This window comes from Bradyrhizobium guangzhouense (genome assembly GCF_004114955.1).
In the GTDB taxonomy this organism is placed as follows: domain Bacteria; phylum Pseudomonadota; class Alphaproteobacteria; order Rhizobiales; family Xanthobacteraceae; genus Bradyrhizobium; species Bradyrhizobium guangzhouense.
In genome coordinates, this window is the sequence record NZ_CP030053.1 from 6112856 (window position 1) to 6125008 (window position 12153).

General features: G+C 65.8%; 8 protein-coding genes. 1 reads left to right on the forward strand and 7 read right to left on the reverse strand.

The annotated features are described in order from the left end of the window. Positions 1-171: 171 nt before the first annotated feature. The 4 genes from XH91_RS29120 to XH91_RS29135 all read right to left on the reverse strand — a co-directional run bounded on the left by XH91_RS29120 (position 172) and on the right by XH91_RS29135 (position 7711). A complete protein-coding gene (locus XH91_RS29120; RefSeq protein WP_164938306.1) occupies positions 172-3477 on the reverse strand; it encodes an acetyl-CoA carboxylase family protein in 3306 nt (1101 codons plus the stop codon). 8 nt (positions 3478-3485) lie between these two features. Beyond that, positions 3486-5207 (reverse strand): AMP-binding protein, encoded by a 1722-nt coding sequence (locus XH91_RS29125; protein WP_128953787.1) that lies wholly within the window; start codon positions 5205-5207, stop codon positions 3486-3488. A 137-nt stretch (positions 5208-5344) separates the two neighbouring features. Then, positions 5345-6016 carry an aspartate/glutamate racemase family protein gene (locus XH91_RS29130; protein WP_128953788.1) on the reverse strand — a complete coding sequence of 224 codons (672 nt, stop codon included), beginning with the start codon at positions 6014-6016 and terminating at the stop codon, positions 5345-5347. A 12-nt stretch (positions 6017-6028) separates the two neighbouring features. Then, positions 6029-7711, reverse strand: coding sequence for a methyl-accepting chemotaxis protein (locus tag XH91_RS29135; RefSeq protein WP_128953789.1), 1683 nt, complete (start codon positions 7709-7711; stop codon positions 6029-6031). 272 nt (positions 7712-7983) lie between these two features. Here XH91_RS29135 and XH91_RS29140 point away from each other — a divergent pair, with 272 nt between their 5' ends. Next, positions 7984-8379 carry a GFA family protein gene (locus tag XH91_RS29140; protein WP_128953790.1) on the forward strand — a complete coding sequence of 132 codons (396 nt, stop codon included), beginning with the start codon at positions 7984-7986 and terminating at the stop codon, positions 8377-8379. Between the two features lie 3 nt (positions 8380-8382). Here XH91_RS29140 and XH91_RS29145 read toward each other — a convergent pair whose 3' ends face one another. From XH91_RS29145 to XH91_RS29155, 3 genes are all read right to left on the reverse strand, one after another. Then, entirely contained in the window at positions 8383-9249 is an 867-nt protein-coding gene (locus tag XH91_RS29145; protein WP_128953791.1) for an urea carboxylase-associated family protein, read from the reverse strand. A 73-nt stretch (positions 9250-9322) separates the two neighbouring features. After that, positions 9323-10249 (reverse strand): CobW family GTP-binding protein, encoded by a 927-nt coding sequence (locus XH91_RS29150; protein WP_128953792.1) that lies wholly within the window; start codon positions 10247-10249, stop codon positions 9323-9325. A gap of 3 nt (positions 10250-10252) precedes the next feature. Next, complete coding sequence (locus tag XH91_RS29155; RefSeq protein WP_128953793.1) at positions 10253-11743, reverse strand: amidohydrolase family protein; 1491 nt, start codon at positions 11741-11743, stop codon at positions 10253-10255. Positions 11744-12153 lie beyond the last annotated feature (410 nt).

A 12153-nucleotide genomic window follows, 5' to 3' on the forward strand; every position in this document is an offset into this window, starting at 1 on the left:
ACCGGGAACCGGGACGCCGTTGTATGGCGCGATGCCTCAGCGAGTCGTCGTGGCCGGGCTTGTCCCGGCCATCCACGTGTTTGCCGCGCGTGCGAACAAACGTGGATGCCCGGGACAGCCCGGGCATGACGATGTGATTGCCTCAAGCGGCTCCGATTTGCTGCACCGCCCTCACCACGTATCGATGCAGGGCCGCTTCTTCGTCGTCCTCGGCTCCGGCTTCGGCACCGATCGAAGCCCCGCCATGATCCAGCGCCGGGTCTCGGCGGGGTCGATGACGTTGTCGATCTCGAACACCGAGGCGATCGAGACCGCCTTGCCGTTGGCATAGAGCTCGGCGACCTTGTTGCGATAATAGATCTCGCGCTCCTCGGGATCGGCGATCGCCTCCATCTCCTTGCGAAAGCCGAGGCGGACATAGCCTTCCAGGCCCATGCCGCCGAACTCGCCGGTCGGCCAGGCCGCGGTGAAGAACGAGGCGTGGAAGCCGCCGCCGATCATGGATTGCGCGCCAAGGCCATAACCCTTGCGCAGCACGATGCCGAACAGCGGCACGGTGAGGCTCGCGCCCGTCACGAACATACGCGAGACGTGGCGCACGATCGCGGTCTTCTCAGCCTCCGGGCCGACCATGAAGCCGGGCGTGTCGCAGAGCGAGACCACAGGCAGATCGAAGGCGTCGCACAGCTGGAGAAAGCGCGCGGCCTTGTCACCTGCATCGGCATCGATGGCGCCGCCGAGATGGCGCGGATTGTTGGCGATCAGGCCGAACGGCTTGCCTTCGATCCGGATCAAAGCGGTGATCATGCCGACGCCGTAGTCGCGGCGCAGCTCCAGCACGCTGTCCTTGTCGGCGACCAGATCGATCACGCTGCGGATGTCGTAGACGCGCAGGCGGTTCTCGGGGATGGCGCGGCGGAGCAGGCGCTGATCGGCGGCTTCCCAATCTTTCACTGCCCCCTGGAAATAGGAGAGGTATTTTTGCGCGACCGAGGTCGCCTCTTCCTCGTCCTCGACCAGGATGTCGATGACGCCGTTCGGCGACTGGAACGAGACCGGGCCGACCTCCGCTGGATGATAGACGCCGAGCCCGCCGCCCTCGATCATGGCAGGTCCACCCATGCCGATCGAGGCATTCTTGGTGGCGATGATGACATCGCAGCAGCCGAGCATCGCAGCGTTGCCGGCGAAGCAATAGCCGGAGACGACGCCGATGACAGGCACGAGGCCGGAGAGCCTTGCGAACTGCACGAAGGACGGGCCGTCGAGGCCGGTCATGCCGAGCCTGTCGGTGTCGCCGGGCCGGCCGCCGCCGCCTTCGGCATAGAACACCAGCGGCACGCGCCAGTCTTCCGCAAGCGTCAGCATGCGGTCGATCTTCTTGTGGTTCATGTGGCCCTGCGTGCCTGCGAGCACAGTGTAGTCGTAGGCTACCACGATGCAGCGCGCGACATCGGGACCGAACTTGTCGGCGTTGACGGTGGCGACGCCCATGACGAGGCCATCGGCCGGCGTGTTCTTGATGAGGTCGTCGAGCTTGCGGCGGCGGCGCTGCGCCGCGATCGCGAGGCTGCCGTATTCCATGAAGGAACCGTCATCGACCAGCTGTGCGACGTTCTCGCGCGCGGTGCGCTGATTGGTGTTGCGGCGGCGCTCCACCGAGGCCGGGCGATTTTCATCGAGCGTATTGGCCTGGCGGGCGATCAACTCGGCGAGATCCGGGCGAATGTGATCGAGATCGACATCGGCTTCCGCCGCCGCGTGATCGGCTGCGACATCGAGCGGCTCCAGATACATGATCGGCTCGCCATGCAGCAGCGTGACGCCGTCGCCGGCCACGAGCTTCGTGACGCGGCCGCCCTGCTCGGCCATCACCAGATGCTCCATCTTCATGGATTCGATCACGGCGAGCTGCTGGCCGGGGCGCACGATCTCGCCCTCTTTCACCTGAACGGTGACGATGGTGCCTTGCAAGGGCGCTGCGACCATCACGGTGCCTTCGGGCACCACTTGCGCGACGTGCGTCTCGGCGGCATGCGCGCCGCCGCGCTCGACCGCGGCGAAGTAGAGCGGCTTGGCCGCGCCGTCGGCCGCCTCGACCAGCTTGGCGATGTTGCGATCGATGAAATCAGTCGCGATGCGGTTGGTCCGGAAATCGGGATGCGACAGCACCGCCTGCAGAAAGGAGATGTTGGTGACGACGCCGTCGATCCGGAACTCGCGCAAGGCGCGCGACGCCTTTGCCACCACGTCGTGCCAGGCTTCGCCCGGCGCATGCACGATGACTTTTGCAAGCAGCGAGTCGAAGGCCGCGCTGGTCTTGTAGCCGGCATAGCCAAAACTATCGACGCGGACGCCGGGGCCCGACGGCGGCTCGAACACGGCGAGCACGCCGCCGGTCGGGTGCGTCGCGCCTGTTTCGTCCAACGTCTCCATGTTGACGCGCAGCTGCATCGCATAGCCGCGCGGCTTCGGGATCGTGCCTTGCGCGAGACCGAGCGTCGCCAGCGACGAGCCCGCGGCTATCGCGAGCTGGGCGCGGACGAGGTCGAGGCCGAGCACCTCTTCCGTCACGGTGTGCTCGACCTGGAGCCGCGGATTGGCCTCGATGAAGGCAAAACTGTCCTCGGCGGTGCCGTCGACCAGGAATTCAAAGGTGCCGAGATTGTCGTAAGCCGCGGCCGACGCGAGCTGCTTCGCTGCCTCGATGATGCGGCCGCGCAAGCCGTCGCCGAGCGACGGGCTCGGCGCCACCTCGATGAGCTTCTGATGCCGGCGCTGGATGGTGCATTCGCGCTCCCAGAGATGCGAGATTGCGCCGTGGCGGTCGCCGATGATCTGCACCTCGATGTGGCGCGCCTGCCGGATCAGCCGCTCTGCATAGACCCCGTCGAAACTGAACGCCGCCTTGGCTTCGGACTGGCAGCGCGCATGGGCTTCCATGAGATCAGCAGCATTCTCGACGACGCGCATGCCGCGGCCACCGCCGCCCGCCATCGCCTTGATCACGATCGCCGCGTCGGCCCCGAGCGAGGTAAAGAACGCCGTGATCTCGTCGAGCGACGACGGGCCGCCCGTGCCGGCAACAACAGGCACGCCGCAGCGTTTTGCGAGCTGCCGTGCGGCGACTTTGTCGCCGAACAATTCGAGCGCGGTCGGCTTTGGGCCGACAAAGACGATGCCCGCATCGGCGCAGGCTTTCGCGAAGGCCGCGTTCTCACTGAGAAAGCCGTAGCCGGGGTGAACGGCATCGCAACCCGCGCCCTTGGCCGCCTTCACCACGGCCTCGATATCGAGATAGGCCCGTGCGCCGCGACCGGGGATTTCGACCGCCTCGTCGGCAACGCGCACGTGCAGCGAGAGCGCATCGTCAGCGGGGTGGATCGCGACCGTCGCGATGCCGGCGTCGGCCGCGGCGCGCGCGATGCGGATGGCGATCTCGCCGCGATTGGCGATCAGGAGTTTCTTGAACGACATCGTTTCTCTCACTCAGCGGCAGGCTGGTTCGCGTTGAGGTCCTGCTTCTTCACCTTGCCCGTGGCGGTCAACGGCAGAGCTTCAATGATACGCACTTCCGGAACCTTGTAGACGGCCATGCGCTCGGCGCACCAGGCGCGAATATCCTCGGCGGAGACGGTGCCGACCGCTTCCGGCTTGAGCTGGATATAGGCCACCGGCACCTGCCCCCTATCGGCGTCGTCGCGACCGACCACGCCGGAGCCCAGCACCTTCGGATGCTGGCCGAGCAGCGCCTCGATCTCCGGCGGGAACACGCTCATGCCCTTGACCTTCAGCATCTCCTTGCGGCGGCCAAGGAAGTGCAGAAAACCGTCCTTGTCGATGGTGCCGATGTCGCCGGTGCGCAGCCAACCGTCGATCAGCGATTCCGCCGTCGCCTCCGGCTTGTTCCAGTAGCTTTTGAGCAGCGCGGGCGTGCGCACGCGGATCTCGCCCTCCGCACCGAGCGGCAGTAATGCGCCGGTCTCGAAATCGGTAATCTTGAACTCGGCGCCGGGGACCGGCAAGCCGACGAAGATCGGCTGGTTGTTGAGATCGAAATCGTCGTCCTGGAAGCCCGCGGTGAAGGTGTTGGAGGTGTGTGTCTCCGTCATGCCCCAGGCCGCCTCCATCAGGGTCGTGCCGGTGAGATCCTTCCAGCGCTTGCGATAGTCCGCGTTGAGCTTCTTGACGAAGGACACCACGCGCACCTGTTGCAGCGACGACAGATCGAACTCGCTCCACCGCTGATGGTCCATCAGCTCGACCGCGCCGTCGACCGGCATCGCCGTGATGGTGACCTTGTATTTGTCGATCGCGGCCATCGCGCCGACCGCATCCCAGCGCGCCAGCAGCACGAGCGTCGCGCCTGAAAACAGCGGGAAGATCAGGCCAAAGTTCTCGCCCGCGATCCAGAATTCCGGGAAGAACGACAGGAACACGCTGCTTTCGTCCGACAGCACCGAGATGCCGTAATTGGCCGCCGCCGTATAGACCATGTCGCGATGGGTATGGACGCAGCCCTTGGGCATGCCGGTCGTGCCACCGGTGTAGTTGAGTGCTGCGACTTCATCGAGGCCGGGCGGCGGCAGCGGTGCCGGTGCGGGCAGCGCGGCCAGCGCCGGAAGCAGATCGGTCACGCCTGAGATCGCGATGCGCGGCGTGCGGACCGAGTCCGGCGTCGGGAATGCGGGGGTTGCCGGCACGACATCGGCAAAGCTGGTGACGATGATCTCGCGCAGGCTCACCTCGCCACTCACCTGCTCGACGACGGGAATGAGTTGGTCAAGCGCCACGATCACTTCCGCCTGGGTGTCGTTGAGCTCGTAGGACAGCTCGAACGCGCGCGACAGCGGGCTGACGGGCACATGGACCGCGCCGAGCTTCAGAACGCCGAAGAACACGATGTGGAATTGCGGGCAGTTCGGCAGGAAGACGGCGACGCGATCGCCCTTGCGCACACCCTTGGCCTGCAGCAGCGCCGCGAAGCAGTCGCTCTGCTGGTCGAGATCGCCATAGGTCGTGACATGCCCGTAGAAGATCACCGCCGGGCGCTCAGGGCTGTGCCTCGCCCAGGCGCGCAGATACTCCGTCAAGGGAACTTCGCCGTGCAGATAGTTCGGCGAACGCGGCATGCCCTTGGGCCAGGCTTTCTCCCACAGGCCGTGCAAGGTGGCGAGGTAGTCCTTCTCATTGAGGCCTGCACTCATGGCGTCTTCCCGTGTTGCTTTTCTTTTCGGGCACGGATGTGCCTTTGATCGGCGTGATTACACGTCGAGCACGGCGAACGTCATGTCAAGACAAACAGTTCGTCGGCGTCACCAGCGATACCGTGGCGCGGAAAAAACTACGCCGTCGCGAGGCGAATGATCCGTGCCGCGGCAGAGGGGATCGGCGCGATGACGGGCACGGCAAACATCGACCGCAGGTCGCGCGCAGCTTCACCCAGCGGGCCGCCACCGATGATGACCGCCTCGGCGCCATCCTGCGCAATGCAGGCCTCGACCACACCAGCCAGCGCAGCGCACAGCCGCGCCGGATCGCGCATCAGCTCCAGCGGATCGCCATCGGCAAAGCGCGAGCCGGTATAGCGCGAGCGCAATCCCAACGCGTCGGGCAGCGCGTCGATCTTTGCCTTCAGCCGCGGCGTCGTGGTGGCGACGCCGAAGCGGCGGCCGCCTTCGGCCGCTTCCAGCATCGAGGACTCGCCGATGCCGACCGCGGGAATTTTCAACGCCGCCTTGATTGCCGCAAGGCCGGGATCGCCGAACGCCGAGACGATGATGCCGTCGCAGGAATCTCGATGCGCTCGCGCGATCTGCGCGACCTCGGCCGCGGCGGCCTCCAGCGCGTCCGCGGAGACGATCATCGACGGCGCACGTGTTGCCGTGGCGCCGATGATGTCGGAAGCATCGGTAACGGCGGACTTCGCGATGGCGACCATCATCGCGGTGGTCGCCGCGTTGCTGTTCGGATTGATCAGGAGGATGCGCGCGCGCCCACCGGAGTCTGGGTCCATCCGCCTATTATACTAGGCCGCCCGCACGCCCGCAACGAAGGCGCTGACCTCGTTCTCCAGCGATTGCAGTTTCTCGGTCAGCCGGCCGCTCGATTGCAGCACGCGGCCAGCGGCCTGGCCCGTCTCGGCGGTCGCATCGGTGACGCCGGAGATGTTTTGCGAGACCTTGTCTGTGCCGGAGGCTGCCTCCTGCACGCTATGTGCAATGGCCTGCGTCGCGGCGCCTTGCTCTTCGACCGCGGCTGCGATCGACGAGGAGATCTCGTTGACCTCCATGATGGTGGCGCGGATGCTCTCGATATTGCCGACGACCTGGTTGGTCTCGGCCTGGATCGCGGTGATCTGCGCGCCGATCTCGTCGGTCGCCTTCGCGGTCTGGCTCGCCAGCGACTTCACTTCGCTCGCGACCACCGCAAAGCCCTTGCCGGCCTCGCCGGCGCGGGCGGCCTCGATCGTCGCATTGAGCGCGAGCAGGTTGGTCTGCGAGGCGATCTGGTTGATGAGGTCGATGACCTCGCCGATCTTGTGGGCGGCCTGCGCGAGCCCCTGCACGGTATCGTTGGTGCGCTGGCCGTCGGCGGCGGCCTTGTCGGCGACGGTCGCAGCCTGCGCCACGCGCTGGCTGATCTCGGTGATCGAGGCCGACAGCTGCCCGGCAGCGGACGCCACCGTCTGCACATTGTTCGAGGCCTGCTGGCAGGCGGTGGCAACGAAGCTGGCGCGGTCGGTCGCCTTATCAGCGGTCTCCGACATGCCTTGCGCGGCCTGCTGCATCGCGCGCGCCTCGTTGAAGACGTCTCGGACGACGGCCTGGACGCTCGCCTCGAACCTGCCGGCGAGATCGGCCATGGTCCTGCGCTTCTCGTCGTCGGCGCGCTGCTTCGTCTCCTGCTGCTCGGCATGCATCCGGCCCACGGCCGAGGCATTGTCCTTGAACACGGCGAGCGCCTTGGCGAGCCCGCCGACCTCGTCGGCGCGGCCGGTGTAGGGCACCTCGAACGCGCTGTCGCCGGCGGCGAGGCGCTCGGTGAGGTCGGTGATTTTCGCCAGCGGCCGCGTCACGCTGCGGCCGATCACGAAGGAGGCACCGAGCACGAGCACGAACACCGCGAGGCACACGAGGCCGAACGTCATCGCATCCTGGCGGAACACGGCGTCGACATCGTCGAGATAGATGCCGGTGCCGATAATCCAGCCCCAGGGCGCAAAGCCCTTCACGTAGGAGATCTTCGCGACCGGCTGCTCGAAGCCGGGCTTCGGCCAGAGATAACTGTAGAAGCCCGCGCCCTGCTTCTTGACGACGTCAACGAAGCCGAGGAACAGCGCGTTGCCGGAGGGATCCTTCATTGCTGCCAGATCCTTGCCGTCGAGCTCCGGCTTGATCGGGTGCATGACCATCTTCGGGGTCATGTCGTTGAGCCAGAAATACTCGACCTTGTCGTAGCGAAGGCTCTTGATCTCGGCCATGGCGCCGGCCTGCGCCTGCTCGCGCGTGAGTTTTCCGTCGCTCTCGAGCTTCTGGTAATGCGCCAGGATACCGTAGCCGACATCGACCATGTGCTGGGTCTTGGCCTGGCGGTCTGCGATCATCTGGCTGCGCAGGGTCGACAGCGCGATCGGCGCCAGCGCGATCATGCCGACGAGGCTGATGCCGACAATGAGGACCAGCTTGAAACTGATGCGGGAGAAAATCATCGGTGCTCGCAAGATTTGGCGGGGCAGATATGCCAGATTATCCCGCTCCCCTTAGCAAAGCTTTAAGCAATGGGGTTCCCGACACGGATCTTCGGCAGTGCCTGCGAGTCACCCCAACCGAAACCAGGTCGATCCTGTTGCTGACGCCTGGCGCAGGCCATCCTCGACGGCCTCTATCGCGCCATGCACGAGGCGCCGGACACGGCATCGCGCCGTTTGCGAGAGCGACGAGGACCTGCCACCTTCTTGAGAGTTGTCGATGGAGGAGTGATATGGCTGCGTTTCGGGGAAGCTGCCTGTGCGGCGCGGTTGCGTTCGAGGTCGAGGGTCCGTTCGATCGCTTCCTCAACTGCCATTGCTCACGCTGCCGCAAGGCGACAGGCACCGCGCATTCGTGCGAGGTGATCGTCAAGGCGAGCGCACTGCGCTGGCTGCGCGGTGAAGCAACCGTCACGCGCTTCGATCTGCCCAACGCGCGCAGTTTTGCCACCGCCTTCTGCAAAATCTGCGGCAGCCCGATGCCGCATCTGACACGGAGCGGTCGCGAGGCGATCATCCATGCCGGCGCATTCGACCAGCCGTTGGGCGCGACGCCCGACCGGCATGTGCAGTGGGCCTCGCGCGCGGAGTGGTATGTGCACGGGGACGCCTTGCCGGTGGAGGATTAAGACTCAGCTTCCCCTGGGCACACCGTGGTGACGGTGATACGCGCTCGGCGCCGGCCAGGACCAGCCCTTCAGTGCCGCCCGGTCCGGCTCGAAGATTTCGATCTTGAGCGGATGGCACGCGGCGGCATCGCTGGAATGGGTTGCGCTGCAGTCCCCGCCGGGACAGGCCGACAACGCTCCGAGCAGGTCGATCTCCGCGAAGAACTCGATGAAGTCGCCGGGCCGGACCGGACTTGCCTTCATGAAATATTGGTGCGTGTCCTTGGTGAAGCCGGTGCACATGAAGACGTTGAGCACATCGTGGACGTGATGCTCGGCCGCGGCGGGATCGACCTTCAGCTCGGCAGCGAGCGCGCGCGACAGATTGGAGTGGCAGCAGTAATCGTAGCTCGTGCCGTTCAGCAACAGATTGGTGTAGGGATCGCAGCGCGTGCCGATGACGTCATGGATGCCGGCGCCGTCGGCGTCGAAGCCGTACCAGCTGAGCGTATCGTGACTGATGGTCGCCATCGGTCGCAGATAAGGCATCGTGCTCCAGAGCCGGTTACCGAGGCCGACATGGGTGCCGTGGAGCGCCCGCGTCTTGCCGCTGAAGAAACGCTCGGCGAGATCGTCCGCGTTCCAGAGGTTGAGATCGCCGACCTGCGGGCCTTCGATGCTGACGATGCGAAGGAATTGACCGCGCGCCACGCGAAAGGCGCGGGCATCGCGTGGCGGCACGATGAGCTCGTGGGTCTTGACCATCGTCCGCCGCGCGGATTCGAGCGTGGCCATGTCAGGCGCGGGCATCGACCCGGCGGGATAGACGATGGCCGGCTTGGCCGCGCGGCGTGAGGCCGCGTCAGCAGGGGCGGAGTTATTCAGGGGCATAATGGCCTCGGATCGACACGACAGGACAACAGGCAGCAGCCGACGATGGAGCGAATGACTCTATCGCCTCACGTCAGGACGAAGCAACACAGCCGTCCATGAGCGCGTCGAGCTCGGTCTTCGAGAGCACACCGAGCTCGGCGATGAAGACGATCCGCGCGCGGGGCACGCCTGGCGCGGGGGCATCGCCTGGCGCAAGCGTCGCGCGGCCGCCAGCGAACTGGAACACCATCTGGCGGCCGGGCTGCTCAGCCGTTTCGAACAGGCCCTTTGCGCGCGCCAGTTTCGGCGCCAGCCTGCCGATCGCCTGCTGCAGGCGCGGCAGCGAGATCGGATGGTCCGAGGTCCAGCTCAGAGTCTCGAAGCGCTCTTCAGCCGGACGCTTCGGCCCTGGCTCTCGCGGCGCGGGCGCACGATCGCTCGCGGGAAACAGCAGGGCGGATGGAATCTCGCCCTGCCTGGCATCGACAACAACGGCGGGCACGCGCTGGGCGCGAATGGCCTCGCGCATCCGCGCGCCTGCGCCTTCGCCCGCCAGATCCAGCTTGCTCAGCGCCACGATATCGGCGACGCGCAGCTGCGAGCGCTGGAGCGCGTCGTCCAGGTTGGCCGGCGGTGTTGCGGCGTCCATCACGCACAGCACCGTTTCCAGCGGCGCTTCGCGCAGGATTACGGGATCCATCAAATTGCGCACAATGTCGCCGGGATCGGCGACGCCGCTGGTCTCGATGACGATGTACTCCGGCCTCGGATCACGCCGCAGCAGCGTCGAGATCGTCCGGAGCAGATCACCTTCGAGCGAGCAGCAAATGCAGCCATTGGCGAGGCTGACCACGCCATCGCTGGCGCCCGCGATCAGCTCCGCATCGATGTTGATCGCCCCGAAATCGTTGACGACGGCGGCAATGCGACGTCCGTCGGCGTGCGCCAGCAGATGATTGACGACCGTGGTCTTGCCCGCTCCCAGGAAGCCCGTCACCAGGAGGATGGGGACCGGCATCGATCAGCTCGCAACGACAGGACGGCGCACCGGCTTTCCCGGCCGCGCCGCGACGTCCAGCACACCGTCGGTGATCAGGGGCTGACCGCTGACGACGAGATGCCGCACACCTTCCGACGGACGGTTCATCGCGGTGAAGGTCGCGCGGTCCGACAGCTTCTCGTAGTCGAACACGACGATGTCGGCGTCGGCGTCCCTGGCGAGCCGGCCCTTGCTGCGCATCGCCGGCGTGCTCTGCGACAGGATCTCCGCGGGGATCAGCGCGCATTTGCGCACGCCTTCGAGCAGCGACACGGTCTTGCGCTCGCGCACCCATTCGCGGATGAATTTCGTGAAGCAGCCGGCCGAACGCGGGTGCGAGGTCGCATCGTCAGGCAGCGGCCACGCGTCGCCGGTGTAGGTCTTGCCGTCCGAGGTCGTCCACGGCATCGCGTCGGAGGCGATCGCGCCGCCGGGATACAGCACCGACATGTCGAGCAGGTCGCGGTGATGCGCATTGTGCTCGGTGTCGAGGATGTGCCAGAGCACCAGCGAGGACGGCTCTTCGGCCTGCGCCTTCAAGAGCTCCTCGCGGTCGTGGAAGCGATAGCCGTCGGTCACGCGCTGCACGGAATCATAGCCGGTGCCGTTGCGCTCGACGAATTGCGGATCGCTGAAGAAGGCCGCCGCCAGCACGGTCGAGCCGGTGCCGTAAGGATAAGCCTCGACCGTGATGGGCAGGCCCTGCGCCTGCGCCTTCTCGATCAGCGCGCGGCAGCGCTCGATGTCGGTCTTGCTCGACGAATTGAAATGGCAGATGTGCATATGCGCGCCCGTCGCGCCGGCATAGCCGATCAGGCGGATATAGGCCTCCGCGGCGCTCTCGGGGTCGATGCGCGACATGTAGGCGACGTGGGTGAAGGTCGGCACGTTCTGCTTGGCGGCGAGCTGGCACACCGCAGTCAGCTCCTGCACGCCGGCGCCCGGGGCATAGGCGTTCAAGATGCCGATGCCGATGCCGCCCTCGTTGAGGCCGCTCGCGAGGCGGTCGAGGATTCCCGTCACCTCGGCATCGCTGGCGACGTTGTCCATCCAGCGGCGATCGCGCATGGCATTGCCGAACGCCTCCAGCGAACTCTCCGCATTGGAGCCGGTCATCGCGCCGATGCGTGCAAAGGCCCAATTGGTGGCGGCGCCGTAGTTCAGGACGCGACCCTTCCTCGCCTGGCGCTCATACCAGGAGCCGACCGGCAGCACGCCGGCCTCGAGATCGAGCGTCGTCGTCACGCCGTCGAACGCCTGCATGCGATCGGCGGGAACGGACTGGCCATGGGCATGCAGATCGATGAAGCCGGGCGCGACCACGAGGCCGGTCGCATCGATCACCCGCTCTGCGCCACCGAGCGAGGCGCCGACCGCGGCGATCTTGCCGTCTACCACGGCCACGTCGCCGACGGCATCCATCCCGCTCGCAGGATCCACCACCCGGCCGCCCGAGATCACCAAACCGCTCATGTCGTCACTCCGCAGAAGCTTATGCCAAGGCCCCCAAAGGCCTGGCTTCGGAGGTACGTCCCGATCCCATAGAGGCAGATTCCGGAAGCCACGACCACCTCCGCCGATGCCGACGTATCATGCTATTGCCGCGCCTCTTCGCCAGCGCGGCAGGCCGGCGGCAGCATCCGTGCGCGCCGCGTCTCCAATCACAATTTTTAGTTGCTTTTTTGAAACAAACCTCCAAACTGCGTGAGCGTATTTCATATTAGTCATTTGCTATCGAACATTGGTCAGGCCCCGGCGCGCCGCCGCCCCTCAAACCAGCGCCAGACATACAAAGATATTCCAAAAGTCGGGACTACTATTTCAATGGAGTGAAGCATGGCCTTCGACCCTCAAGAACTTGGCCTCAAGATCATTGAATTCGA

Excerpts from the sequence above, each read along its gene's own strand:
- XH91_RS29155 (WP_128953793.1), bottom strand. The coding sequence starts at position 11,743 with ATGAGCGGTTTGGTGATCTCGGGCGGCCGGGTGGTGGATCCTGCGAGC.
- XH91_RS29140 (WP_128953790.1), top strand. The coding sequence starts at position 7,984 with ATGGCTGCGTTTCGGGGAAGCTGCCTGTGCGGCGCGGTTGCGTTCGAG.
- XH91_RS29150 (WP_128953792.1), bottom strand. The coding sequence starts at position 10,249 with ATGCCGGTCCCCATCCTCCTGGTGACGGGCTTCCTGGGAGCGGGCAAG.
- XH91_RS29130 (WP_128953788.1), bottom strand. The coding sequence starts at position 6,016 with ATGGACCCAGACTCCGGTGGGCGCGCGCGCATCCTCCTGATCAATCCG.
- XH91_RS29120 (WP_164938306.1), bottom strand. The coding sequence starts at position 3,477 with ATGTCGTTCAAGAAACTCCTGATCGCCAATCGCGGCGAGATCGCCATC.
- XH91_RS29125 (WP_128953787.1), bottom strand. The coding sequence starts at position 5,207 with ATGAGTGCAGGCCTCAATGAGAAGGACTACCTCGCCACCTTGCACGGC.
- XH91_RS29135 (WP_128953789.1), bottom strand. The coding sequence starts at position 7,711 with ATGATTTTCTCCCGCATCAGTTTCAAGCTGGTCCTCATTGTCGGCATC.
- XH91_RS29145 (WP_128953791.1), bottom strand. The coding sequence starts at position 9,249 with ATGCCCCTGAATAACTCCGCCCCTGCTGACGCGGCCTCACGCCGCGCG.